Annotated in this window: 22 protein-coding genes; 15 read left to right on the top strand and 7 right to left on the bottom strand. The window is 68.6% G+C overall.

Annotated features, from left to right (window positions below):
• Positions 1 to 176: 176 nt before the first annotated feature.
• The 10 genes from ACFY9N_RS14155 to ACFY9N_RS14110 all read left to right on the top strand — a co-directional run bounded on the left by ACFY9N_RS14155 (position 177) and on the right by ACFY9N_RS14110 (position 17,038).
• Positions 177 to 896: an L-ribulose-5-phosphate 4-epimerase gene (locus ACFY9N_RS14155; protein ID WP_391479408.1), complete on the top strand. Its 720-nt coding sequence runs from the start codon at positions 177 to 179 to the stop codon at positions 894 to 896.
• Positions 893 to 2,518, top strand: coding sequence for a xylulokinase (locus tag ACFY9N_RS14150; RefSeq protein WP_391479406.1), 1,626 nt, complete (start codon positions 893 to 895; stop codon positions 2,516 to 2,518). The genes ACFY9N_RS14155 and ACFY9N_RS14150 overlap by 4 nt, the downstream gene beginning before the upstream one ends.
• Positions 2,515 to 4,038, top strand: coding sequence for an L-arabinose isomerase (gene araA, locus ACFY9N_RS14145; RefSeq protein WP_391479405.1), 1,524 nt, complete (start codon positions 2,515 to 2,517; stop codon positions 4,036 to 4,038). The genes ACFY9N_RS14150 and araA overlap by 4 nt, the downstream gene beginning before the upstream one ends.
• Positions 4,039 to 4,085: 47 nt before the next feature.
• Positions 4,086 to 5,006 (top strand): aldose 1-epimerase family protein, encoded by a 921-nt coding sequence (locus ACFY9N_RS14140; RefSeq protein WP_391479404.1) that lies wholly within the window; start codon positions 4,086 to 4,088, stop codon positions 5,004 to 5,006.
• A 221-nt stretch (positions 5,007 to 5,227) separates the two neighbouring features.
• On the top strand, positions 5,228 to 6,625 hold the full coding sequence (locus ACFY9N_RS14135; protein WP_391479402.1) for an RNA polymerase sigma factor: 1,398 nt from the start codon (positions 5,228 to 5,230) through the stop codon (positions 6,623 to 6,625).
• Positions 6,626 to 7,004: 379 nt separating this feature from the next.
• The gene (locus tag ACFY9N_RS14130; protein ID WP_391479401.1) at positions 7,005 to 7,247 is read left to right on the top strand and encodes a hypothetical protein; all 243 of its coding nucleotides are present in this window, start codon (positions 7,005 to 7,007) and stop codon (positions 7,245 to 7,247) included.
• 140 nt (positions 7,248 to 7,387) lie between these two features.
• On the top strand, positions 7,388 to 11,533 hold the full coding sequence (locus ACFY9N_RS14125) for an SdrD B-like domain-containing protein (protein WP_391479400.1): 4,146 nt from the start codon (positions 7,388 to 7,390) through the stop codon (positions 11,531 to 11,533).
• An 873-nt stretch (positions 11,534 to 12,406) separates the two neighbouring features.
• Entirely contained in the window at positions 12,407 to 14,863 is a 2,457-nt protein-coding gene (locus tag ACFY9N_RS14120; RefSeq protein WP_391479398.1) for a DUF5979 domain-containing protein, read from the top strand.
• A 100-nt stretch (positions 14,864 to 14,963) separates the two neighbouring features.
• The gene (locus tag ACFY9N_RS14115) at positions 14,964 to 15,449 is read left to right on the top strand and encodes a hypothetical protein (protein ID WP_391479397.1); all 486 of its coding nucleotides are present in this window, start codon (positions 14,964 to 14,966) and stop codon (positions 15,447 to 15,449) included.
• On the top strand, positions 15,446 to 17,038 hold the full coding sequence (locus ACFY9N_RS14110) for a LuxR C-terminal-related transcriptional regulator (protein WP_391479396.1): 1,593 nt from the start codon (positions 15,446 to 15,448) through the stop codon (positions 17,036 to 17,038). The genes ACFY9N_RS14115 and ACFY9N_RS14110 overlap by 4 nt, the downstream gene beginning before the upstream one ends.
• A gap of 630 nt (positions 17,039 to 17,668) precedes the next feature.
• On the opposite strand, the gene ACFY9N_RS14105 is transcribed toward ACFY9N_RS14110, so the two are convergent.
• From ACFY9N_RS14105 to ACFY9N_RS14090, 4 genes are all read right to left on the bottom strand, one after another.
• On the bottom strand, positions 17,669 to 18,208 hold the full coding sequence (locus ACFY9N_RS14105; RefSeq protein ID WP_391479394.1) for a hypothetical protein: 540 nt from the start codon (positions 18,206 to 18,208) through the stop codon (positions 17,669 to 17,671).
• A gap of 97 nt (positions 18,209 to 18,305) precedes the next feature.
• The gene (locus tag ACFY9N_RS14100) at positions 18,306 to 19,058 is read right to left on the bottom strand and encodes a GntR family transcriptional regulator (RefSeq protein ID WP_391479393.1); all 753 of its coding nucleotides are present in this window, start codon (positions 19,056 to 19,058) and stop codon (positions 18,306 to 18,308) included.
• A gap of 182 nt (positions 19,059 to 19,240) precedes the next feature.
• Positions 19,241 to 19,945, bottom strand: coding sequence for a hypothetical protein (locus tag ACFY9N_RS14095; RefSeq protein WP_391479391.1), 705 nt, complete (start codon positions 19,943 to 19,945; stop codon positions 19,241 to 19,243).
• A gap of 238 nt (positions 19,946 to 20,183) precedes the next feature.
• Positions 20,184 to 20,549, bottom strand: coding sequence for a hypothetical protein (locus ACFY9N_RS14090; RefSeq protein WP_391479390.1), 366 nt, complete (start codon positions 20,547 to 20,549; stop codon positions 20,184 to 20,186).
• A 200-nt stretch (positions 20,550 to 20,749) separates the two neighbouring features.
• On the opposite strand from ACFY9N_RS14090, the gene ACFY9N_RS14085 reads away from it, so the two are divergent.
• From ACFY9N_RS14085 to ACFY9N_RS14075, 3 genes are read left to right on the top strand one after another with little or no spacing between them, the layout of a single operon-like run.
• The gene (locus ACFY9N_RS14085) at positions 20,750 to 20,959 is read left to right on the top strand and encodes a hypothetical protein (protein WP_391479389.1); all 210 of its coding nucleotides are present in this window, start codon (positions 20,750 to 20,752) and stop codon (positions 20,957 to 20,959) included.
• On the top strand, positions 20,956 to 21,216 hold the full coding sequence (locus tag ACFY9N_RS14080; RefSeq protein WP_391479387.1) for a hypothetical protein: 261 nt from the start codon (positions 20,956 to 20,958) through the stop codon (positions 21,214 to 21,216). The genes ACFY9N_RS14085 and ACFY9N_RS14080 overlap by 4 nt, the downstream gene beginning before the upstream one ends.
• Before the next feature lie 3 nt (positions 21,217 to 21,219).
• Positions 21,220 to 21,441 carry a hypothetical protein gene (locus ACFY9N_RS14075; RefSeq protein ID WP_391479386.1) on the top strand — a complete coding sequence of 74 codons (222 nt, stop codon included), beginning with the start codon at positions 21,220 to 21,222 and terminating at the stop codon, positions 21,439 to 21,441.
• Between the two features lie 10 nt (positions 21,442 to 21,451).
• Here the strand turns inward: ACFY9N_RS14075 and ACFY9N_RS14070 are convergent, their stop codons facing one another.
• The 3 genes from ACFY9N_RS14070 to ACFY9N_RS14060 form a co-directional block, all read right to left on the bottom strand.
• Positions 21,452 to 22,204, bottom strand: a complete 753-nt coding sequence (locus ACFY9N_RS14070) for a hypothetical protein (RefSeq protein ID WP_391479384.1) — start codon at positions 22,202 to 22,204, stop codon at positions 21,452 to 21,454.
• A gap of 63 nt (positions 22,205 to 22,267) precedes the next feature.
• On the bottom strand, positions 22,268 to 22,786 hold the full coding sequence (locus tag ACFY9N_RS14065; RefSeq protein ID WP_391479382.1) for a DUF805 domain-containing protein: 519 nt from the start codon (positions 22,784 to 22,786) through the stop codon (positions 22,268 to 22,270).
• A 256-nt stretch (positions 22,787 to 23,042) separates the two neighbouring features.
• A complete protein-coding gene (locus ACFY9N_RS14060) occupies positions 23,043 to 23,192 on the bottom strand; it encodes a hypothetical protein (protein ID WP_391479381.1) in 150 nt (49 codons plus the stop codon).
• Positions 23,193 to 23,319: 127 nt separating this feature from the next.
• On the opposite strand from ACFY9N_RS14060, the gene ACFY9N_RS14055 reads away from it, so the two are divergent.
• Together ACFY9N_RS14055 and ACFY9N_RS14050 are read left to right on the top strand one after the other, a co-directional pair.
• Positions 23,320 to 24,504 carry an ROK family protein gene (locus ACFY9N_RS14055; RefSeq protein WP_391479380.1) on the top strand — a complete coding sequence of 395 codons (1,185 nt, stop codon included), beginning with the start codon at positions 23,320 to 23,322 and terminating at the stop codon, positions 24,502 to 24,504.
• A gap of 184 nt (positions 24,505 to 24,688) precedes the next feature.
• Positions 24,689 to 25,951, top strand: a complete 1,263-nt coding sequence (locus tag ACFY9N_RS14050) for an ABC transporter substrate-binding protein (protein ID WP_391479378.1) — start codon at positions 24,689 to 24,691, stop codon at positions 25,949 to 25,951.
• Positions 25,952 to 25,956 lie beyond the last annotated feature (5 nt).

The raw sequence follows: 25,956 nt of genomic DNA, 5'->3' as shown, positions 1-25,956 counted from the left end.
GACCCAGCAGGCTCAGGGACCCAGCTGGGTCAGGGGACCGGTGAAAGTACGGGGTTGCTGAGCCTGTCGAAGCATCCCGCCCCGATACGCCCCCGCTTGACCCCGCCTCCCACCCGCCGTAGGCTTCCCGTGACACGAACTGTGACCGGTCACAGTCCCCACCACGACGAGGTGCCATGAGTGACGACGCCCCCCGATACGCCCCCGACATCCAGGCGGCGATCGACCGCACCCGCGCCGATGTCGCCCGCCTGCACGGCGAACTCGTGCGCAACGGCCTGATCGTCTGGACCGGAGGCAACGTCTCCGGCCGCGTGCCCGGCGCCGACCTCTTCGTGATCAAGCCGTCGGGCGTGAGCTACGACGACCTCACCCCCGAGAACATGATCCTCTGCGACCTCGACGGCGCGGCGATCCCCGGCGCCCCGGGCAGCGAGCGCAGTCCGTCGAGCGACACCGCAGCGCACGCCTACGTCTACCGCCACATGCCCGAGGTCGGCGGGGTCGTGCACACGCACTCCACCTTCGCGGTGGCCTGGGCGGCGCGCGGCGAGGAGATCCCCTGCGTCATCACGGCGATGGCCGATGAGTTCGGCGGTCCCATCCCGGTCGGCCCGTTCGCGATCATCGGCGACGACTCGATCGGTCGTGGCATCGTCGAGACGCTGAGCGGCCACCGCAGCCGCGCGGTGCTCATGCAGAACCACGGCCCGTTCACGATCGGCGTCGACGCGAGGGATGCCGTGAAGGCCGCGGTCATGGTCGAAGACGTGGCGCGAACGGTGCACCACGCCCGCGAGGCAGGCCCGGTGATCCCGATCCCGCAGGAGGCGATCGACCGGCTTTTCGACCGGTACCAGAACGTGTACGGCCAGAGCGCGGACGCCCGCCGATGACCGGGGCACGCGACGCCATCGAGCGCACCCGCACCGCCCTCGGCATCGAGCTCGGCTCCACCCGCATCAAGGCGTGCCTGATCGACGCCGACACCGCCGAGGTGCTGGCGACCGGATCGCACACCTGGGAGAACAGCTTCGTCGACGGTCGCTGGACCTACCCGCTCGACGAGGTGTGGTCGGGACTCCAGGCGGCGTACGCCGCACTGGTCGACGACGCGCAGGAGCGCCACGGCATCCGCCCCTCCTCGTTCGGGGCGATCGGCATATCGGCGATGATGCACGGCTACCTCGCCTTCGACGCCGACGGCGAGCTGCTCGTGCCGTTCCGCACGTGGCGCAACACCACTACGGGCGAGGCCGCGGCCGAGCTCACCGAGGTGCTGGGCGTGAACATCCCGCAGCGCTGGTCGATCGCGCACCTGCATCAGGCGGCGCTCGACGGCGAAGCGCACGTCGCCGAGGTCACCCGCATCACCACCCTCGCGGGCTACGTGCACCAGCGCCTGGCCGGCGAGAACGTGCTCGGCGTCGGGGATGCCTCGGGCATGTTCCCGATCGACTCGGCGACGATCGACTACGACGAGCGCATGCTCCGGAAGTACCGCGACCACACCGGCCGCAGTCTGCGAGAGCTGCTCCCGGCCGTGCTCCCGGCGGGGGCGGATGCCGGTGCGCTCACCCCCGAGGGCGCCGCCCTCCTCGACCCGAGCGGCGCGCTGCAACCCGGTATTCCGCTCTGCCCGCCGGAGGGCGACGCGGGCACGGGCATGGTGGCGACGAACTCGGTCGCCCCGCTCACCGGTAACGTCAGCGCGGGTACGAGCATCTTCGCGATGGTGGTGCTCGACAAGCCGCTGCCCACCGTGCACGAAGAGCTCGACATCGTCACCACCCCGGCCGGAGCCACCGTCGCGATGGTGCACTGCAACAACGGCGCGAGCGAGCTCGGCGCCTGGGCCGCGTTGTTCCACCGCTTCACGGTCGCGAACGGTCAGTTCGTCGACGAGGACCAGGTCTTCGCCACCCTCTTCGCCGAGGCGCTGCAGGGAGACGCGGATGCCGGGGGGCTCCTCGCCTACAACCACCTCGCCGGTGAGCCCGTGGTCGGGCTCGATCAGGGCCGCCCGCTCTTCGTACGCACCCCGGATGCCGCTTTCACTCTCGCGAACGTGATGCGCGCGCAGATCTACGGCGTCTTCGGCACGCTCGCCCTGGGCATGCGCATACTCGCCGACGACGGCGTGCGGATCGAGCGGATGTTCGCGCACGGTGGCCTGTTCCGCACCGCGGGCGTCGCGCAGCGCTTCCTCGCCGTGGCCCTCGACACCCCGGTCGACGTCGGCGATCTCGCCGCCGAGGGCGGGGCGTGGGGCATCGCGGTGCTCGCCGCGTACCTCGACCGCGCCGATCGACCGCTCGCCGCGTATCTCGACGAGAGCGTGTTCGCCGCGGCATCCGTCGTCACCGCCGACCCCGACCCGGTCGACGTCGCCGGCTTCGCCGCCTACCTCGACCGTTACCGCGCCGGTCTCACCATCGAGGCCGCCGCGATCACCGCACTGCCCACGAACGACGCCACGCTCGACAGCCCGAACGACCCCGCGAAGGACCCCTCATGACCCGCACCCCGCTGACCACCTCGCTCGACGGCTACGAGGTCTGGTTCCTCACGGGCAGCCAGCACCTCTACGGCCCCGAGACCCTGGCGCAGGTCGCCGCGCAGTCGCAGGAGATCGCCGGCATCCTCGATGCGGCGGACGACGTCCCCGTGCGCATCGTCTGGAAGCCCGTGCTCACCGATTCCGACGCGATCCGCCGTATCGTCCTCGAGACCAACGCCGACGATCGCGTCATCGGCGTTGTCGCCTGGATGCACACGTTCAGCCCCGCGAAGATGTGGATCACGGGCCTCGACAGCCTGCGCAAGCCGCTCGCGCACCTGCACACGCAGCACAACGTGGCGCTGCCGTGGAGCGAGATCGACTTCGACTTCATGAACCTCAATCAGGCCGCGCACGGCGACCGCGAGTTCGGGTACATCCAGACCCGCCTCGGCGTCGCGCGCAAGACGATCGTCGGTCACGCGAGCGATCCGCGCGTGCGCGCGGAGCTCGCCACGTGGCAGCGCGCGGCGGCCGGCCTCGCGGCCGCGCGCTCGCTGAAGCTCGCCCGGTTCGGCGACAACATGCGCTTCGTCGCGGTGACCGAGGGCGACAAGACCGAGGCCGAGCTGCGGTTCGGTGTGCAGGTGAACACCTGGGGCGTGAACGACCTGGCGGATGCCGTCGCCGCGGCCTCGGATGCTGAGATCGACGCACTCGTCGCCGAGTACGAGGAGCTCTACGCGGTGGCACCCGAGTTGCGTCGCGGAGGTGAGCGGCATCAGTCGCTGCGCGATGGTGCGGCGATCGAGATCGGGCTGCGCTCGTTCCTCGAGGAGGGCGGTTTCGGTGCGTTCACGACCTCGTTCGAAGACCTCGGTGCGCTGACGCAGCTGCCGGGTCTCGCGGTGCAGCGCCTGATGGCCGAGGGCTACGGCTTCGGCGCCGAGGGTGACTGGAAGACCGCTCTGCTCGTGCGCGTCGCGAACGTGATGGGTGCGGGGCTGCCCGGCGGCGCCAGCCTGATGGAGGACTACACGTACGACATGACCCCGGGCGAAGAGGTGATCCTCGGGGCGCACATGCTCGAGGTCTCGCCGTCGCTGTCGTCGCAGCAGCCGAGTCTCGAGGTGCATCCGCTGGGGATCGGAGGCAAGGACGACCCGGTGCGTCTGGTGTTCACGGCCGATCCGGGACCGGCGGTCGTGGTGGCGCTGTCGGACATGCGCGACCGGTTCCGGCTCACCGCCAACGTCGTCGAGAACGTCGAGCCGACCGCGGCGCTGCCGAAGCTGCCCGTGGGTCGCGCCGTGTGGAAGCCCCAGCCCGACTTCCCGACCAGCGCCGCCGCGTGGCTCACCGCCGGGGCCGCGCACCACACGGTGATGTCGACGGCTGTGGGGATCGAGGCGTTCCGCGACTTCGCCGAGATGGCCGAGGTCGAACTGCTCGTGATCGACGAGACGACCCGTCTGCCCGAGTTCCAGCAGCAGGTGCGCTGGAACCAGGCCTACCACCGCCTCGCGCAGGGCCTGTGACGGTAGCGCGGGGAAGGGCCCCGCACCGCACAAGTAACGTGGATCCAATGACCCCCACCCCCCGCTCCGGCCGCCAGTTCACGATCTTCTCCGACGGTTACGAGGCGACGATCGCGAGCGTCGGCGCGTCCCTGCGCGCGTTGACCTTCCAGGGGCGCGACCTGGTGGTGCCCTTCGAGGCGGATGCCGTGCGCCCCGCCTACCGCGGAGCGACCCTCGCGCCGTGGCCGAACCGCGTCGTCGACGGCGCCTACTCCTTCGGTGGAGTCGATCACCAGCTCGCGCTCACCGAGCCGGCCCGCGGGCACGCCCTGCACGGACTCCTCGCCTGGGCCGACTGGGACCCGGTGGCGACGGCATCCGATCGTGTGACGTTCGAGGCTACGATCCCCGCCCAGGACGGCTACCCGTTCCGCGTGCGGGTGCAGACCGAGTACGCCGTCGGGATCGACGGCCTGACCCAGTCGGTGACCGCGACGAACGTCTACGACGTGCCCGCGCCCTGGGGCACGGGACCGCACCCGTACCTCTGGGCGGGCGACGGAGGAGTGGATGCCTGGACGTTGAGTCTGCCGGCATCCGAGGTGCTGCTCGTGACCGAGGATCGTCTGAGTCCGGTGCGCGTCGAGGCCGTGGAGCTGGTGCCGGAGTTCGACTTCCGTGAGCCGCGGGTGATCGGCGAGACGTTCATCGACCATGCGTTCACGTCGCTCGAGCGGCATCCGTCGGGCATCGCGGCGGTGACGGTGCTCGCGGCCGACGGCCACGGTGTCGCGATCACATTCGACGAGGGGTGCCCCTGGGTGCAGGTTCACACGGCCGACACCCCGTTGCCCGAGACGAACCGTATCGGTCTCGCGGTCGAGCCGATGACCTGCCCACCGGATGCCTTCAATTCGGGCGTCGATCTGATCGTGCTCGAGCCGGGGGCGTCGCATGCGGCGGCCTGGCGCATCTCCGCCGTCTGACATCGCCCTCCGACCGCGACAGATTCGCGGGTCGATCTCGTCTTGAGAGTGCGGGCACGCCCGACATGAGCCCGCAACATTCGCCCTCACTTATCCACATTTCGCCCCCGAACCGACGCTCGGTGTCTCCGTGCGTCGGTTCGGCGGTGTATCGTTTCCGCTCGTCAGCGGCATGAACAGCATCCGCTGAGGCCGCCCCCTGCGAATCGATGAGGAGAGTGATGACGGACGCGTTTCCCCCGGATGCGTCGGATGCCGATCCGGCGCGCGACGACGACTCCGTCGACGCACCCTCTCCCGATTCCGAGACGACGGCGGAACTCGTGCGCCTGGCCGCGACGGGCGACCGTGATGCGGCGGGCGAGTACTTCGCGCTGATGATGCCGTCGCTGACCCTAACAGCCAAGCGCGTCGCGGGCATCACGCACGACGCCGACGACCTGCTCGGCGATGCGCTGCTGATGGTGCTCTCGAAATGGTCGCAGGGCACGGGGCCCACCGAGAACGTACCGGCGTACATCGCGCAGACGATGCGCAACCGCATCCGCGACGATTTCCGCTCGCCGCGGTCGAAGGTCGCTCCTCTCGACAACGTCGAGGAGCCGGCATCGACCGCCGACCCTCGCATCCGCGAACTCGAGATCGAGTCCGAAATGGCGATCGTGCGGCGCGCGCTCGCCGAGTTGCCGTCCGATCAGCAGCGCGTGCTCGTCGCGACCGTGCTCGAGGGGCGCAAGCCGCGCGACCTCGAGGAGCACATGGCGCGGCCCGCGGCCGCGATCTATTCGCTGACGCGGCGTGCGAAGGGCAATCTGCGCCGCACGACGTTGCGGCTGCTGCTCGAGGAGAACGCCCGACCGGAGTGCGTGGCGGCGGCGCAGCTGTTGCCGGAGACGGTGGGCGACACCCCCGAGGGCACGAAGGGCGGTCGCTCGGCCGAGCATTACCGCACGTGCCCGTACTGTCGGCGGTCGTGGAAGCGGTTCGCCGGTCTGGCAACGCTGGGTGCGCTGCCGCTCGCGGGCGCGGTGGCGCTGGCGGGGCCGGCGGGCACGGCCGAGGCGAGCGAGTTGCCGGCCGAGGGGGCGGATGCCTCCGTGCCGGAGGCGCATGCTCCCGTCGACGGTCCCGCGGACACTCCCGTCGACGCGGGTTCCGGGCCGGCGAGCTGGCACGAGTGGGCGCGCACGACGGCGATGCTGGCGGCGGCCGCGACGGCGCTCGTACTCATGACGGTGGTCGTGGTGACGTTCGTCACGAAGACGTGGTTCTTCGCCGAGACCCCGCTGGGGTCCCTCGCGATGACCTCCGAGGCGGTCGACGCCGAGCACAGCGACTTCGACATGACGATCACCGTGCAGGACGAGTCGTTCACGCTGGGCACTCTCCGGATGGATCTCTCGGTCGACGTCGAGTCCATCACCGCTCCGAGCGGCTGGAACTGCCTGATCGAGGGTGGCGACGTCTCGTGCACCACCGATCGGGAGTCGCCCAGCGGGGGGCGCTTCGAAGTGGCCCACGCTCCGGCCACCGAGGTCGTCTTCGACATCCGCTTCGACGGCCGCACCGAGGGCGGCGCGATGCTCAACGGGACCGCGCGCGGCACCGTCGGCGACTGACTTTCGTCTTTCACCGACAGATTCCCGCGCCCGATTCGTCAACTCAGTGCGGGGATAAATCCTCGCTCGACCCTCCCCAGTGTCGAGACCCGTTCATTCGGGCGGCTGGGTGGAGCCGCCTCCCCAAGTCGGCCTGCTCCACCCAGCTTTTCTGCACGGGGGTTCGCGGGAGGTGGGTCGATGGGATGGGGAGCGAGAGATCGATGGCAGCACAGGTTTCGCCGCGCGCAGCGGTGCACGACCGCACGCCCGAACGGGGTGTGCTCACGCGCGAAGGCGGGCACGACCTGCATCGCGTGCGCGGATGGTCAGGGGTCGGAGGGTGGAGGCTCTCTGCTCTCTCGGATGACACCGCTTCGCGGACCCACGCGGTGGCGGAATGATCCGCGGGCGATTCGAGCGGGTGGGGTCGCCGACCCCACCCGCCGCCCTGGGCGCGCAACCGGCTGGGGCCCTGAGCCTGTCGAAGGGCCTCGGCCCCGACGAGGTGCGGGTCTCCATCGTCATCGAAGACGCCCTCGGGTTCGTTCACCACTACGACGACATCGTGACCACATCGGAGGCGGCGACCGCTGCACTGAAGACACTCGCGCACATACGCGTGAAAACCGTAGTCACTTAGGTGCAAATTATTTAACACAAAGTTCTCAGTTCGGCGTAATAATAGGCGCAACCCGAAGTCTCACCTGAGAGAGAACATCCGAAGTTCTCCGCTCACGGGGAGCGTATTTGCGCATCACCTTGGCTAGGGGAAGGGCCATCATGACTCGCACGACCACGCGCACGCGCGCATTGACCAGGACGATGGGGGTGGCGGCCGCGCTGAGCGCGTTGTGCGCCGGTCTCCTCGTCGCCACGCCGGCGGCTGCGGCGGCGACGCTGTCGCTCACGATCGGTCAGCAGACAGGTACGGCGCCGTTCCAGGCCGACGACTCGGCGGGCAACGATTCCGGGGCCGACAACGACGTCATCCGCACGAACGACACCATCTCGTACAACCTCGGCATCCGCTTCGAGGGCGAGGATCAGAGCACGCCGACGGTGCGATTCACCGTGCCACGCGGGCAGGGTCTGGTGAGCCTGCCGCCGTTCTGTCTCGCCGGATCGAGCGTGACCCCGGCGAGTCTGCCGACGCTGCCGGCTCCGCTCACCGCCACCTCGTGGCAGGCGCTGCCCGAGCAGCAGGTCACCTGCATCCTCGACAATGAGACCGCTGGAACGGCACTCAACTACCCGTTCGTGACGCGCGTGCGCAACGAGGTGCCGAATGGCACCGTCATGGACGACATCGTCTTCGACGTGACGACCGACCAGGTGCCCGACGCCGTGAGCACCGCGCCGCTCTCGCAGACCGTCTCCTCCGCCCCGCGGTTCGACGTGTCGAAGCGCATGACGGCGACCGACCCCGCGCAGGGGCCGCTGTCGCAGGCGACCACGCCGTGCGTCGACAATCCGGCTCGCGCGTGCCGCGAGCTGGCCTACCCGCTCACGATCAGTGTGCCGGCGTCGGGTAAGGGCACGATGCCCCTCGGCGCGCCGATCGTGATCGAGGACAACCTCGACCCCGCGTCGTTCTACGGTGCGACCATGTGGGCGCAGATGGTCTCGGCGGCAGGATCGGAAGCGGCGGCGACCGCGGCCTACGCGCCGATGTTCCGCAACTGCGGTCTCGTCACGTCGGCGACCGGCTTCCGCACGACGCTGCCGTACTCGTCGTCGACGGCCGGCGGGGGCAACAACACGACGAACTCCGTCCGCAACTCGGGCACGGCCGCGTGCCCGTCGGCAGGTCCGGGCGAGAACGGCGTGATCACGATCTCGGGCGCCGACACGAGCGCCGTGACTGTGCCGACCACCACCGGCTCGGGCGCAGGCCTTCCTGCGAACGTCGGGTTCGTCGTCTCGATCTTCATCCGAGTGCACGTGCCGCAGGCGGCGATCACCGACTTCGGCGGTAACGGCACGAGCAGTTTCCTGCTGAACACGCACAACGAGTTCACGAACATCCAGATGACGGGTCTCGACGGCACGCCGGGAATAGACGACCCGATCAACAACACTCGTGACGTGCCGATCCTGCTGCAGGCGACCGGTTCGCTCGACAAGTTCTTCAGCGGTATCTTCGGGCAGCCGGGAAACACGCCGGCACCACAGTTCTCGGGCTCGCCGACCTTCCAGGGCCCTCCCGGATCGGGATTCCGTCGTGACGGCAATACGGTCGTGATGCCCGGTCAGGCCGTGCAGAGTGTGCTGGGCGTGAGCGAGAGCGGGCCGGCCGGAACCGGCACGGCCGTCTCGCGCACCGTGCTCGCCTGCGACGTCTGGGACGCCGACCGTCTGGCGCTCGCGGCCCACCCGAGCTGGACCGGATCGAACGCCGCGTTCTACTCGAGCAACGGTGCGCCAGTGTTCGTCGCGAACTACACGCAGACCAACGTCCCTCTCGCCACGAGCGTGATCGGCACCCCGGCTTCGGGTGTGCGCAATCTCACGATCGAGTACAGCTCGGGCCCGGCCGGTGCCGGATCCGACGCCGACTGCGCGAGCGGCGAGTGGGTCTCCGACCCCTCGGAGATCGTCGCGGGCATCGTCGACGGCCAGGGCCGGACCACGTGGCCCGGTGTGAACCGCGTGCGAGTCACGTTCAACACCGAGTGGCCGGCCGGCACGACCTTCGGCGACGTCGGGCTCAGCTTCGCGATCGGTCAGGTCGTGCTCGACTCCGACGAGACCGCGCCGATCGGCAACTGGGCCTCGCGCATCATCTCGCAGGGTGTCAAGACCGCCGAGCAGGCGATCGCCGACACCGCGCGGCAGAACACTCTGCCGACCTACGACCCCGAGACGCATGCCGGAAGCCTCGGCGACCGTCTGATCCAGGGCGAGGCCGTGGTGCGCGTCGAGAAGTACGTCGAGAACCCGACGACGGGGGAGTTCGACAACACCTCGGTTCCGCAGTACACCTCGGGAGCGGACATCCGCTACCGCCTCGACCCGACGCTCTCGACGGCGATCCCGGCCGACGACGCGGCTCCCGCGCTCGTCGTGATCGAGGACTGCCTGCCGGAGTACCAGGTATACGGATCGACGATGCAGGGCGCGACGACGATCACGCCCGAGGTCGTGCAGATGGGTGCGCCGGAGGACGCGGAGATCGCGTGCGCGGCGGATCGCCAGTACGTGCGCTTCAACCTCGGCGAACTTCCGATCGGCGACCCGATCGAGCCGCTCGTCGTGACGGCGGAGATCATCGAGACCGCGCGCAACGGCGTGTACACCAACCAGGTGCTCATCTCGTCTCCGGTCGATGGCAGCCCGGCCAACCTGCGCGATGATGACGTACAGGTGCAGCTGATCGTGCCGACCGGTATCAAGGTCGCCAAGACGGTCGCTCGACCGATCCTCGAGGTCAACCCCGACGGGGTGACCACCCCGCGCACGATCCTGTGGAGCGTGTTCTTCGCGAACGTCGACTCGCCGCAGAACGTCAGCAATGTCGACGTGATCGACGTGTTGCCGGCCGACGGCCTCGGCGGCAGCGACTTCACCGGTGAGCTGGTCTTCGAGTCCGCGACGCCGGTCGCGGGTGACAACGTCCGCATCCTCTACACGGCGACACCGTCGGCTTCTCTGGTCGCCGCTCCGGGAGATGCCTCGAACGGGGCAGCCGGATCGACCGTGTGGTGCGACGCGATCTCGGGTGCGGTGGTCTCGGGTTCGGGAACCGCGGCCGATTGCCCTGCGGCGAACGAGGAGGTGACGGGTCTGCGCTTCCAGCGACCGGGCGCGTTCACCCCGGCGACGCCGTTCCAGGTCGACATCGCGATGACCCCGGTCGGCAACGCCGGAGGTGACGTCTACAGCAACGTCACCGCGGGTCGCGCCGACGGCGTCACGCAGGGCGTCGGTCCGGCCATCCGGAACGTCCGCATCATCTCGTCGTCGGTCGGCGACCGCGTCTGGGAAGACGTGAACGCCGACGGGCTGCAGTCCGAGGGCGAGCCGGGTGTGGCCGGGTTCCCCGTGCGCCTGGTCGGCACCGATCTCGACGGCAACGCGGTCTCGCTCGAGACCGTCACCGACGAGAACGGCGCGTACCTGTTCGAGAACCTCGCATCGGGGGAGTACCAGGTGATCTTCGATCCCAACGGGCTCAGCTCGAACACGACGTTCACGACGCAGCACGCCGGTGACGACGCGACGATCGATTCGGATGCCGACACGACGACGGGTGCGACGCAGACGTTCACGCTGGCGCCGGACTCGGCCGACCCGACGCTCGACGCCGGACTCATCATCGACCGGAACTTCGACATGGTGCTCGACAAGCGCTACGTCGGGGCCACCGAGCTCACCGACGACAACACGTCGGTCGTGACCTACGAGCTCGACGTGATCAACAACGGCACCGCCGAGGGCGTGTACGACCTGGTCGACGCGCTCGACTTCGGTGGGGACGTCGAGATCGGTGATGTCGCGGTGGAGAACATCACGCCTGGTGAGGTCGACACGAACCCGGCGTACGACGGTGTCGAGGACACGACGATCGCGTCGGACGTGACGCTCGCCGGTGGCGCGACGCACACCTACCGTGTGGTCGTCGAGACCACGGTCGCGACGACGATCACGGTCGTCGAGGCGGAGTGCACGACGACGACCACCGAGACCGGTGGCGGGTTCGTGAACGAGGCCGAGCTCACCGTCGATGGAGTGACCGTCACGGACAAGGCGTGCGGGGAGATCCCGGTGCCGCCGACGTCGGGTGGGGGCGTCACGCCTCCGACCGAGGGTCTCGCGATCACCGGTGGCACCATGGTCGGCATCGGTGTCTCGATCGCCGCCCTCGCCGCCCTGGCCCTCGGCCTGGTGCTGACGCTGCGTCGCCGCCGCCTGGACGAGACCGCCTGATCCTCCCGGAACGCCCGGGCCGGCTCCGCCGGCCCGGGCGTCCCTCGTCCCCGCCTCGCAACTGGGTCCCTGAGCCCGTCGAAGGGCCCGCCCTCGAAACCCGGTCCCTGAGCCCGTCGAAGGGCCCGCCCTCGAAACTGGGTCCCTGAGCCCGTCGAAGGGCCCCGCCCCGCACGACTCCCCGACGCCGAAAGAGATCCGCCCCACCGCCGACAGATTCCGGCGTCGAGACCGTCTTGCTAGTAGCGCCTTCGGACTCCTGCTTCCGGGGTGTCGCTCCGACGTCCTCCCATCCCGTCGGAGCAATCGGGGGGATCCGCATCTTTCTGGATGCGCATCACTCGACGACGGCCGGCCCTCCTGCTGCGGGGCCGGCCGTCGCTTTCGTGTGCCCCGGTGCGGGCGCGGCGACGACGCTTATGGAATATCGCGGCTCGACCGACATATTCTGCTGTCCACCTCGTCTAGGTAAATGACGCATGGAGTGCCGGGCCCCCACGGCGCCGGCGTCAGGCGGTCGCCCTTCCTCCGAGGGGCGGCCGCCGATTCTCGAATCGACGGCCGCGAAAAACTCCCGCGAAATCTTTTTGTGGCGCCCGACCGATTCCCGCATCGACCACGTCTTGCTTTGTGGGCCTGGATTTCTGACTTGGGATGCTCGGCATCGATGTGCCGCGGGCGAACACAGTTTCGTCGCATACGTGGACACTCTGCTCGGTGCGTGTCGTCAATGACGGAGACTCTACGGCTTTCAAGAAAAACGAGTGAAGCGCGTAATGAACGCGCGAGCACGGCGTCTTTAACGTCGGGGGATCCGTCGATCGCCGTGCTTCGAAACGGGAAAAGGGAACTGGGATGAATGGGAATTCCGCAGTGCTCCGAAAGCGCTCGCGCGCGACCGGTGCACTTCTTGTGCTGGTGGGGATGATCCTCGCCATATTCTCGGGGGTGCTCGCGGCGCAGCCCGCGAGCGCTGCCGAGGTGAACGGTGTCACCAGCGTCGACATCGTCAATGCTCCGCCGTACGTGAAGGATGCTCAGTACCAGGTCAGCGCGACGTGGGCCGTGCCGGACTCCGCGCAGCCCGGAGATACCTTCACCCTCAACTTCCCCGACGCGCTCGTCGGGTTCGGCGCGACGATCAACCTGCCCGATGCCGACGGCAACATCGTGGGCACCTGCCAGGTGACCGAATCGCAGTTCGTCTGCACGCTCAGCGACTTCGTCGCCACCCACAACAACGTGCACGGCACGCTGAACTTCAACGCCAAGTTCGTCGAGGAGATGGACGAGGAGCAGATCGAGTTCACGACCGGCAACAACGTCACGATCGTGACCGACGTCGAGGGCGGTGTCGGCACCGCCGGCCCCGATGACCTTCCCGCGTCGCCGACCAAGTTCGGGTACATGAACAACGACGGCACGTCGATGACCTGGGTCATCCGCGTGCCCAGTGACGACCTCGGGGCGGGTCCGAACCCGATCATCACGGATGACTACGACGCGCCGCTGGTCTTCGACCCTGCGCAGCTCACCGTTCGTTCGATCGCCGCGGCCGACTGGGCGCAGAAGGACGACACCTCGGTCTGGACCTACCTCGGCCAGGGAACGGGAACCGGTTCTTACACGCTGACCGACCGTCCCGCCGACACCGCGTTCGACGTGCAGCTCAACGGTGCCAACACTGACGGCTCGCGCGTCTACGAGGTCATCGTCGTGATGGACCTGCCCGTCGACGTCGAGGACGGCGACATCTTCAACAACCGCGCGATCGTAAACGGCAACACCTACACCGCGACTCCCGTCCCGTACGTGGAAGCGGGTGGCGGAGGCGAGGGTGACAACCTCGGTGACTTCGAGATCACCAAGACCGTCGTCGGGACCGGCGCTCCGGTCGTCGCCGGCGTCGAGTACACGGTCGACTACTCCTTCGAGGAGAACGGGCAGACGGTCACCGGTTCGGTGACGATCGCGGACGGTGAGACCGACGGGCTGACCGATATCGCCGAGGGCACGGTCGTCACGCTCTCGGAGGTCACGCCGCTGACCGAGGGAATCCTCTACGGCACGCCGGTCTTCTCCGGCGAAGGCGTCACCGATAACGGAGACGGAACTGCGACGTTCACCGTGATCGACGGACTGATCGAGGTCGGCCTGGAGAACTCTGCCGTTCAGATCACGGGCGGCTTCCTCGTCACCAAGACGGTCACCGGATCAGCGGCCGGCAACGTCGGTGATGCCGAGTACACGGTCGACTACTCCTACACGCTCGACGGCGAGGAGATGACGGGTTCGCTCGTCATCGCCGATGGTGCCACCGACGGACTGGCGGATGTGCCGTACGGCACGGTCGTCACGCTCTCGGAGGTGGCTCCCGAGACCGCGGGGGTCGTCTACGGCACCCCGATCTTCGAGGGTGACGGCGTCACCGACAACGGCGACGGCACGGCCAGCTTCACGGTCGGCGACAGCACAGTCGAGATCGCACTCGAGAACCCGGCCGAGATCGTCACCAGCGGTTTCGAGCTGACGAAGGTCGTCACCGGTGACGCCGCGCACACGGTGCAGGGCGCGGAGTACACGGTGAACTACTCGATCGTCTGGGGTGACGAGAACCAGTCGGACACCGTCACGATCTCCGACGGGGAGACCATCGCGTTCGAAGACGTTCCCTTCGGAGCGGTGATCACGCTCTCGGAGGTCGCTCCGACCGCGCCGCACGTGATCTACGGCACTCCGATCTTCTCGGGCCCGGGGATCACTCAGAACGCTGACGGTTCCGTGACGTTCACGGCTGGCGACGAGCTGATCTCGATCGGCCTCGAGAACCCGGTGAACTTCGACTATCAGTCCTTCCAGGTCACCAAGACCGTGACCGGTGACGGCGCGGCCAAGGTCATCGACATGTCGTACACGGTCGACTACAGCGCGATGGTTCCGGGCGAGACCGAGCCGCGGGTCGGTTCGTTCGAGGTTTCCAACGGCACGATCTACGAGATCTACGACGTTCCCGAGGGCACCGTCGTCACCCTGACCGAGGTTACGGCCACGGCTCCGGGCGTCACGTTCGGCACCCCGAAGTTCACGGGTGCCGGTGTCACCGACAACGGTGACGGTTCGGCCACGTTCACGCAGGGTGCGGGGCTGGTCGAGATCGGCCTCGAGAACCCGGTGACCGCGGTGCCGCCCACCGCGCCGCCGAAGGGTGGATCGACCACGTCGCTCGCCATCACGGGCGCGGACTCCACGCCCCTGATCGTCATCGCCGGACTCCTGCTGCTGTCCGGTGCGATCGCCCTGGTGGCTCGTCGCCGCCGCAGCCAGGCGTAATCCGCTGACAGCCGGGGGCCGCGCATCGCAAGGTGCGCGGCCCCCGGTGCATCCACACACCGACCCTTACGAACGCTTCACCTCTCGACCGAGGAACACCATGAACGTCACCACCGCGAGCACCGCCCGCACCCAGGCCGCTCGTCGCCGTCACGAGCAGGTCCGCCGCGTCGTCTCGACCGCGTCGATCGTCGCGCTCGGTCTCTCGACGATCATCGCCATCATGCTCGTCGCCGACATCCGCGGCACTGCTGCCACAGGTCTCGCCGTCGCCACCATCGTCGCGCTGAGCATCGGATGCTTCGCCGCAGCGCTCTTCGGAAACCTCGCGCTCCTCGGGCACCGGATGCAGGCGATCGGCCTGCTCGGCTCGGCCGTCACCGTCGCCTCCGCCGCGCACACGCTCTGGATGGCATGGGCCTTCTTCAACGCCCCCGCGGCCTTCGTCGAGCAGGGCGCGCTGCAGGGTGGCGCCCTCGTCGCGACGTTCACCCTCGCCATCACGGCGATGTTGATCCGTTACGCGGCTCCGGTAGCCTCATTGCCCCCGACCGCCCGCGCCACCGCAGAATCCCGCGTCGCATGACCGCTGATGCCACAGATCCCGTCTCCGACGCAGCTTCCGAGCCCTCCGTCATCTGGGCGGTGGGCTCCCGCGAACGGGTCCTCGCCGAGATCCGCGCCGCTCTCGACGAGGAGCGGTGGGACGACTTCGGCGACATCATCGACGACTACTTCTTCGCTCTCACCACGGCCGAACCGCACGTACTGATCGACGCCTGGCCGCGGGTTCCGAGCGAGTGGGTGGCGCAGCATCCACGCCAGATGGTCGCTTCCGCTTGGACACACGCCATCTGGCGATCCGCCGACCGGCTCGAAGAGCGGGTCGAGCGCACCTTCACCCGCTGGGTACTCGACCAGCCGCGGCCCGCCGCGCGTGACACGATCACCGTGCACGCGATGGAGATCCGGCACAACCTCGTCTCCGGGCGCTTCACCCGTGCGAACGACGCCGCCGACGACGCTGAACGGGCGATCCGACAGGCACGCGAGCAGGACGGCTTCGGCGACGTGCTCGGCATGGTGCTGCTGCACGTCGGGCTCGCGCGACTCGTCGTCGCGGACCTCGCCCGAGCAGCAGAAGCGTTCGCCGAAGCCTGGCGGTGGAGCGCCACCGGGATGCCGCACCCCCTCGCCCCCTATCTCGCCGGTTATTGCGCCCTCGCGCACGCCCTCGCCGGAGACAACGCGCGAGCGCAGGAGTGGGCCGAGCGCAGCATCGTGCCCGTCGAAGAAGACCCGCACGTGATGACGTACCGCCTGCAGTACGCGGGGCTGCTCGCACGCATCCTCATCGCGATCGGCGAGCTCGACCGCGCGCAGACCGAAAGTCTGCTGGCCAAGGTCGGGCGCGGGATCGAGTCGGGTGACCTGTGGTGGGTCGAGAACCACGCCCGCGCACGCCACGCACTACTCTGGGGCGACCGGGCGCGTACGATCCGCGAGATCCAGCATGCGCTCGACTCGTTCCCGTCGCTCACTCCACCGACCTCTCTCGCGGGGGCGCTGCTGCGGGCCGATACCTGTGACATGCACCAGTCGCTCGGCGACATCGACGCGGCGTTGCACACCGTCGGGCCGCTCGACCGACCCGGCCTCGACCCCTACCTCGCCGTCAGTGCGGCCCGTGCGCTCATGATCCGGGGCCGCGCGCGCGAGGCATCCGACCTGCTCGACCGAGTGGAAGCACAGCACATGCCCGACTTCGTCGAGACCTCGCGCTGGCGCGTGCTCCGCGCCAACCTCGCCCACCTGGCGCGCCCGACTCCTACGTCGAAGACTCTCCTCGCCGGCATCCGGCGAGCCATCGACGCGACCCGCTCCGCCGACGCCGCACAGGAAGCCATCCCCGGGGTGCGCGACATCCTCGTCGCCGAGCAACCATTGCCCGGCGACGGGTCGGCGCGCATCGTGCCGCCGCCCATGGTCTCGCTCACCCCGCGCGAAGAGCAGGTGCTCGGCCTTCTCGCCGCCCACGCGTCAGTGCAGGAGATCGCCGAGGCGCTGTACGTCTCGCGCAACACCGCCAAGACCCACCTGCGCATGCTCTATCGCAAGCTCGGTGTCTCGAGTCGGGAGGCCGCCCTCCAGGCATCGGCATACCTCCGCCGCTGAGCGCAAACTCGTTACCCGGGCGTTACCTCCGGGCCCTCGGGTGAAACCGGGGGTGAATTTCGCCCCCGGTGACGGTGATACTCGGCTGCTGAGCTCTTGCTGAACGCATGTTCATCGGAATGCTGACTCCGTTCTGCCTCGACGTACCCGTCGTCGAGCACGGGGGACCAGTTATGCGTATGCGCAACCTGTTCATGGGCAAGAAACGGCGCTCGTCGAACGCTCGAGGCGACGGGCTCAGCAGGAAGCGGCCGGCCACCGCCACGATCACGCAGCCCTCCCCGCCGCTGTGGCGATCACGGGTATGAACCCACGGATCGTGGGCGGAGGTCTCGGAGTCGCAACGCCGGCGATCCTCGCCGGCCTCGCACTGCTCCTGGTGCGCCGCCGCTAGAACGTCGCCGAGTAATCGAGAAGTAAGGCACAGGTGAATGAGCAGGGCCATGCGGCCTCGCCCATTCACCGCATCCACGGCATGTCACGCATTCATCTCTTAACCGTCACCCGTTGAATCTCGTGGTGGGGCCATTCGACAGGCTCAGGGACCCAGTTTCGGCTCAGGGTTCCGCGTTGGAGGGGGCGCGAGAAACTGGGCTGCTGAGCCTGTCGAAGCATCCCGCCCCGCGGCCATCAAAGCGCGGCGACCCACACGGGGTCGCCGGCATCCGTCTCATCGGTCCGCACGAGCGCCGAGACCGCACTCTGCACGTCTACACCCTTCGCCGTGGCGAGCTCCTGGATCTTCGTGAGCGTCTTCTTCCACGTGTGCGTCGCGATCAGCGAACCGAGGGTCTCGGTGGCGCGCGCCGCGTAGAACACGCCCTCGCCGTTCTCACCGACGGCCCACGCGGCGGTGACCGCCCGGGGTGAGCCGTGGGCGAAGTGCCACGTCTTGTCGTCGACGCGAGTGGCAACCTTAACCCCGGCAAGAGCGGAATCGACCGTCTGACGACCCTGCTCCGCGTCGAAGAAGACCAAGCGTGCGCCCATCGCGACTGCGTCGCTGTGGAGCCCGGACGCGGAGGACTCCCGCAGGCGCTTCTCGACGTTGACGCCTACCCTCGTGCCGGCCTCCGCGGCCCGTGCCCGAACCCGTCGACCGACCACCGCCCACACGATGGGCACGATGACGACGAAGGCGAGTAGGGCGTACAACCCGATGGCTTCCATCGTGGGCTCATCCAGTTTCTGAGAAAGGCGTCGCTGAAGAAGACAAGTCATCGCCCGGATTCTCACGGACTTTGCGCCACAGATTCCGATACTGACGTCAACGGATGCCGAAGATGCTGCGCATCGCGGACTCGGCACCGTCGCCATCCCGACGCGCGATCGCGGTGGCGAGATCACGGCTGGCCTCGCGAGCGGCGTCGACCTCGTGCGAGGAGTAGGACAGCCGCCGCAGTGCGCGCAGCAGCGAGAACTGGCGTTCGGTGATCTCGGCGTGGAGGATCGGGCTGCCGGCGCGAGCGGACAGGAAGAGCAGGAGCTCGAGTGCGGCCGTCGCTGCCTCCGCGGGCGATCCGATGGCCTTGAGCAGCGCATCGATGCGGGAGACGGCGGTCTCGGCATCCGTCGTCGACAGCGACGCGACCGCCTGGCGGGCCGCGATACCGCCGCAATAGCCCGCCCAGCGGCGGCAGTCCGCTGCGATCTGGCGGGTCAACGGAGTGACGCGCGTGCGGCGCGACGGCAGGATCTCGACGAGTCCGATCTGCTGGAGCTGCAGGATGGCCTCTCGCACCGGAGTGCGGGAGATTCCCATCTGCTCGGCCAGCTCGCGGTCGCGCAGCAGCTCGCCGTCTTCGAGGGCGCCGGAGGCGATTGCCGATCCGATCTCGGAGAACGCGTCGTCACCCAGGAAGCGGCGCTCACGACGCAGCTCGGAACCGTCGTAGATCTCCTGTCGCGGAGCAGCGGGGACTTCGGGGTTCGGATCGGCAGGTGCCAGATCTTCGACCGGGTGGGGAACCTTCAGGGCACTACGGGGCCGTACGCGGACTTCGTCCAGGATGACGCTCATCAATCACCAATCGACTCACTGTGGAAGGTGAAGGGGGCGGCGCACCACACTCCGCCCCCTTCACGCGACACTCCCCTGGAGCCGCCGCGTAGATGAGGGAACCGACTACCCCTCAAGAGATTGACGAGCGAGCATCAGGAATCTGACGCTCGCTCGTCGAATCAGCGACTGAGTGCAGGAATTCAGCTCTTGATGGGCAGGACCTTGAACTTGGCGGTGGTGCCCGGAGCGGGCGGGACGACGACGGCGAACTCGCTCTTGCCCTGTGTCGGGGCGATGACGACCTCGGCGGGGATGCCCGGTGCGATCACCGCGGCGGGGATGCCGGTGAGCACGCCCGCCTTGGTCGCGCTTGTGGTGAAGGCCTTGAGCGCCTTCTTGTCGAGGCTCGTGACGTACGTCTGGAACTGCAGCGCGATCGCATCGAACTGCTCGTCGGGGATGCTCGGGTGCGAGACCAGCACCGTGTCGACCGTCTGGTTGCCGTTCTTGACCTGCAGCCCGGTGTAGCGCTGCTTGCCGACCCAGCCGCGCGACTGGAAGTCGGCGAAGAGGGTGGAGCCGGCGTTCTTGCGCGTCGAGAAGTGCACGATCAGGAGGATGATGCCGAGCGGGATCAGGATGAACGGGGCGAACGTGTAGACGTAGGACCACACCTGGCTGCGCCCGTTCGAGTACTCGAAGAGATCGGGGCGGAACAGTGTCATGCCGACGAGGTTCCAGTTCCAGTCGACGGCCTGGCCGGTCGAGAAGAGGTTGATCCCGAATGCGGCGGCGCCGAGCACGAGGCTCGTCCAGCCGAGGGTCCCGACGGTGCGTTTGGCGTCGACCGCCTTCGCGAAACCTTCGGGCGTGGACAGTTGGTGTTGAACGGTAGCCAGGGTCATGCGCCCGAGCATAGCGAAACCTGTGCGGCGGCTATGGCTCGGGACATGGGGAGTAATCCCCACCGGGGTGACCGGCATCCGCATGCGAGGGATGCCGGCCACCAGCGGTGGGCGACACCCCCATGCCGCCCACCTGTGGCCTCGATATTCCCGGATCGAGGGCGGAAGCGAAGACCGAGACTCCGCTCCCACATCTACTGACGGATCGCGGTCCGGAATCTGTCGCCGATTCCTGAAGTCACACGATCGCCGCTTCGATCTGCCGACGGATCTGCTCGAGTGCGGCGGAGTTCTTCTCGGCGTCGTAGGGGCTGAACGGGCGGTCGGGGGCGACGTCGAGGGAGAGCTGAACCTCGCACCCGCGGCGCATCGGGCTCGCCGTCACGCCTACCTCCATCTCCCAGTTCCAGACCGTCCGCTTCGTGCGGAATCGCAGATGCTGCCGCGAATCGTCGACCTGCAGGTCGGTGTGCTCTCCGCCGATCACGATCTGCTCGACGGCGGTTGCCACGGCATCCGTGCCGGCAAGCACGTGGAAGCGTGCGTGCGCGGCGGAGCCGGGTGCCGTCATGCTCGGCGACCAGAGGGAGATTCCCTCGCTCATCTCGTCGTTCCTTCCCCCGATTCGAACGATGCGGGGCCGGTGCCCCCCTTAGGAGACGAGCGAGCGACCGCTTTCTTACGCAGTGGCCCAAGATCGAGCCGCCTGGCGACAGGAGCGACCGATCCCGCGCGCGATCTCGTCATGTGGGTGAGGGGGCGTGCGTGCGAGCGCACCGGCACGATGCGACGGGGGAAGCAGTCATGGACGAGTGGAAGTGGAATCTCGGGCAGTCGGTGATCCTGTTCCTCGGCGCGGTCGTGTTCTCTCTGGTCGCCGCGGCGGTCGGTGCGAGCTGGTGGGTCGTGCTCGTCCTCCCGGCGGCATTCCTCCCGTCCGGGATCATGCTTTCGCGGGCACTGCGTGAGCGCGCACGCGAGCGTCGGTCGGCAGACGCGAGTCCGCGGCCATGACGACGAAAGCGGCCTACGTCCTGCAAGGCGTCGTCTTCCTCCTCGTCGGGGGCATCGTCCTGTTCACGCGCGACGAGCGGCACGTCGGTGAAGCGGTCTTCACACTCATCGTGGTCTTCGCGGTCTCGGGCACCGGCTTCGCGCTCGCACTGCATCAGCGGGCGCGCGAGCGCACGGCGCCCCGGCGTCCGACCGCCCGCCGCTACTCGGCGACCGGCGCAGCATCCGATGCCTCTTCGGGCGAGATCGGGAGCTGACGGATGCCGCTCTGGCGAATGCTGCTCGTGCAGGGCGTCCTGTTCCTGACGGCAGGTGTTCTCTTCGCTCTGTCCTGGGTGCTCACGGACCCCGGTGACGCGATCGGGATCGCCGGAGCGGCCTGCTTCGCCTTCGCGTCGGTCGACTTCTTCGCCGCGCGGCGGAGTCGTCGCCGGATGCGCGAGGACGAGGAGCGCAACCGACCGCGGCGCGGGCGAGCCTGAGGTAGGGCGTTCAGCCGTGGGCGGCGACGCATCGCGACCAGATGACGAAGGTCGGTACGTCGGCGTCGAGGTAGACGGATGCCGAGAACAATGCTCCGCGACCGTATATGTCTCCGTCGACGGGGCGGCCGTCGTCGTCGCCCCAGATCTCCGAGGCGGCGCGCTTCAGCTCAGCCTCCCCACGGTCGGCCGGGGCGGCGGTCGCGACGATGCGCAACTCTTCGCCCTCGTGCTCGCCCCCGGGCGGCTCGAGCGAGAGTTCGCAGGGCGACACGTCCACGTCGATCGAGGTGATGGACAGGTCCAGCTCCTCCGCGGTATCTCGGAGCACCCTGAGGAGTTCATCCTCGGCCTCCTGCGAGTTCTGTGCCTCCTGCGTGGCGCGAAGCTGCCATGCCTCCACGAACGCGTCGAGTTGCCCGCCGCCGGACCACGCCGCGATGACGGATCCGATCATGAGTGCGACGATCGCTATCACGCGAGGCGCAACCCTGATCCGTCTTCCGATGCGACGCGCCGCGCGGCGGTGCACCTGCCAGCGGACGAGGGCGACAAGAGGGGCTCCGACCGCCAGTAGCACACTGGAGGCCGCGCCCGTGATCGCCTCGCCCCCCAGATCGTCGCCGAAGGCGCGGGAGAGCATCGCGTAGACCCCCAGGAGGTAACTGGCGCCCAGCGCGAGGGACAGCAGGCCGGTGAGGTGGCCCCAGCCGACGCCCGAAGCGAGGGGAGCGCCGTCCTCGGGGCGAGTCGTCGATCGCATCGTGACCTTCCGTTCGTCGACCCTCCCCAGGATGGACGGAACGAAGAGAGCTTAGCCGCGCGCTCAGCCGGCGTCGAAGCGGTGCCCCTCGCTCTTCGCGGGCTGTGCGACGAGGGCGAGGAGGAAGAGCCAGCCGATGCCCGGGATGAGGCCGAGGAAGAACCAGGGGCCGGCGAGGTTCGCATCGTGGAGGCGGCGCCACACTAGGGCGAGCGTCGGGACGATCAGGAGCACGGTGAGGACGGCGCTGAGCGTGAGCGCGAGCGGGATGAGCGACGCGGCCGTGGGGTCGTCCAGGATCGTCGGGCCCGTGGAGCCGACGAGTGCTGCGCCGTCGGGGTCCGTGCCGACGGTCACCGGGACCTGGTTCGCGATCGAATTGTTCAAGCCCGAGGCGAGCCCGGCGGCAAGCAGGATGTTCGGCACCAGGTGCACGAGGAAGAGCGCGAGAGCGACCCACCAGAACTCGCTCTGCGACGCCCGTCCCGTGAACGTCGCGAACTTGCGCACGAAGCGCACGACGGCCTGCGCGGGGTTCGCACGGTAGAGCGGCAGGGACAGGGGAGCGGATGCTGCGGACATGGGTCTCCTCGCGGGTGGGCCGTGAACATCCTCTCGCGGAACGGTGTGCCACGTTGCAGACACTGGGTGGCCGAGCCGCACTCACTGGGTCGCTGGGCCGCACTCATTGGGTCGCTGAGCCTGTCGAAGCGTCCCCCTCGAGACACTGCTTCGCGGGGTGGGGCCCTTCGACAAGCTCAGGGACCCAGTCGTAGCTCAGGGGTCCCGTTGCAGGTCTGGGGCCCCGTTGCAGGTCAGGGACCCCGTTGCCGTGGGGTCAGTGGTTCAGCGCCGGGGGCACGTCGAAGCGGGCGCCCTCCGGCTTGCTGGCGCGTGCCAGGAGTTCGAGAAGGATGAGCGTGCCGATGAGCGGGATCAACGCGACGAAGAATGCCGCGGCCCATCTCCGCGTGGGTGCACCGTCCACTCCCTGACGTCGCTGACGAAGGTAGCGGGATGTCGCCGTTCGGCGCAATGTGTCGGGAGTATCGACCTTCGGCCGGGGTGGGTGCTAACTTCGACTGACCATCGAACGAACGGCTCCGGGTGCTGAAATGACCGAATTCCCCCATCTCACGACGGCCGGCGGCATCCTCACGCTCGTTCGCGACGGCTATGCGTCGTCGCGCGCCGAGATCTCGCGCCTCACCGGCCTCGCACCGTCGACCGTCACGCTCCGCGTCGACGAGCTGCTGACCCATGGGTACCTCACCGAGTCCGGGGAGGGGCGCTCGCGCGGCGGGCGCCGCCCGCGCACGCTCACCGTCGCCGACGCGCAACGCTACGTCGCGGGGGTCGACCTGGGGGCGCGCCACGCGACCATCGTGCTGTGCGACACGGCGGGGGAGCCGCTGGCGCGCACGCGCATCGCGACCGACATCACGCGCGCCCCCGAGGCGGTGCTCCGCGACATGCACGAGCAGATCCTCGCGATGGCGGCCGAGTTCCCCGACCGCGAGCTCGCGGGTATCGGCATCTCCCTCCCCGGTCCGGTGGGCTCGGACGGGCGGGTCGTCTCGCCCTCGCGCATGCCGGGATGGAACGGCATCGACGCGGCATCCATCCTGCGCGGCATCGCGGGGGTTCCCGTGATCGCCGAGAACGATGCGAACGCCATGGCCTGGGGCGAGTACGTGGTGGGCGGCCGGCGCTCGCCGTACATGATCGTGGTGAAGGCCGGGTCGAGCATCGGCGTCGGCATCATCGCCAACGGTCGGTTGCATCGAGGTGCGCGCGGGCTCGCCGGCGACGTCAGCCACACGGCGGTCGCCGACGGCCCGAAGACCCTGTGCTCGTGCGGGCGATTCGGATGCCTGGATGCCGTCGCCGGCGGTCGCGCGATCGTCGCGGCGCTCGCCGAGGACGGACTCCCGGTCGACGACGTGTCGGACGTCGCGGCCTACGCACGCGACGCGCACCCGCTGGCGGCCCGGCTGCTGCGCGAGGCGGGGTTGCGCACCGGCGCCGTCATCGCGACGCTGGTCGGCTTCTTCAACCCCGACCGCGTGGTCATCGGCGGTGCACTCTCGTCGGCCGAGGCCTTCGTCGCCGGGGTGCGCTCGAGCGTCTACGACCTGTGCCTGCCGATGTCGACGAGCGGTCTCGAGCTCATCGAGTCGACGGCGGGGTGGGAGGCCAGTGCGCGGGGTGCCGCGGTGCTGATGCTCGCCGATCTGCTCGACCCGGCGGCCATCGATCGACGCATCCGCGAGGAGCGCGGCGAGGTCGAAACCCGCTAAATCTTCGACGCTTGAATATAAAGCCGAACCTAACTCCGATCTATGTAACAAACGCGTTACAGCATCGCTCTTTCTCGTACTCCTGGCGCTAGTGTCGGCCTCAGGCGGAACATCCGATGTTTCCTCCGCCGAGCTCTACCCGACACCCACCGAGCCGCACTGGCGCGGTCGAACAGGAGAAGACATGAAGAAGAGGACTCTCGCCCTCGGCGCGATGGTCGCGATCGGCGCAGTGAGCCTGACGGCGTGCGGCACCGGCGGCGGCTCCGAATCGGCCGACGGCACCACCACGATCACGTGGAACATGTGGTCGGGCGACACCGAGTCGACCGCCAAGCTCGAGGCCCAGATGGCCGTCGCGCAGGAGGTCGTCGGCGACGACATCACGATCGAGCTGCAGACCGCTCCGTGGGCCGACTTCTTCACGAAGCTCAACGCCAACATGGCCTCCGGCAACATCGCCTGCGTCACGGCGATCAACGGCCAGCGCCTCACCGGCTACACCGACGCCTTCGCCCCGCTGACCGACGAGGACCTCGAGACCGCCGGTATCGCGCGCGACGACTACAACCCGGGCGCGCTCAGCGTCATGGAGGCCGACGGCAACCTCTACGGCCTGCCGTACGACACCGCCACGATGTTCCTCTTCTACAACGCCGACCTCTTCGAGCAGGCCGGCGTCGAGCTGCCCACCAACGAGTGGACCGTCGACGACTTCGAGGCCGCGGCCAAGACCATCACCGAGAAGACCGGCGTCAAGGGCTTCGCGGTCTCGATCGATGAGTTCCAGTGGCTCTCGCTGCCGATGGCCGTCTCGGGCCTGCAGGCGGTCGACGAGGACGGCGCGCTCGACCTCACCAACCCCGACTTCGTCGAAGCCGCCACCTGGTACGGCGACCTCGTGACCGAGCTCGGTGTCTCGAACGCCGTGCCCTCGGCATCCGAGACGACCTGGGACCCGACCCAGTTCGAGAACGGCCAGGCCGCGATGATCATCGACGGCACCTGGAACGCCACCCGCTACACCGACCCGGAGAACGCGTTCACCGGCGGGGCGATCCGCATCCCCTCGGGTGACGAGGGCCCCTATGGCGTCGCGCTCGGCTCGGGCTACGGCATCTCGGCCAGCTGCGAGGACAAGGAAGCGGCCCTCAAGGTTCTCGGCGCCCTCACCGGCCCCGAGGCCCAGGCGGTCATCGCCGAGCAGGGCGGCTACCCCGCGCAGCTCGGCAGCCAGAGCCTCTACTTCGACGCTCTGCCCGACGAGACGCGTGAGAATCTCACCGCCGCCTTCGAGGCCGGCTTCGACGGCTCGACGGCCCAGCGCGTGACCGAGGAATGGACCCAGGTCGCCACGGCCATGCCGAACGAGCTGGTCAGCGTCTACACCGGCCAGACGAGCATGGAAGACGCGCTCACCAGCCTGCAGTCGCGCTTCGCGAAGTAATCCCT

This window comes from Microbacterium sp. NPDC008134, assembly GCF_042957055.1.
GTDB lineage: Bacteria > Actinomycetota > Actinomycetes > Actinomycetales > Microbacteriaceae > Microbacterium.
The sequence above is the reverse complement of the archived record's forward strand: the minus strand, read 5'-3'. Positions and strand labels throughout refer to the sequence as shown.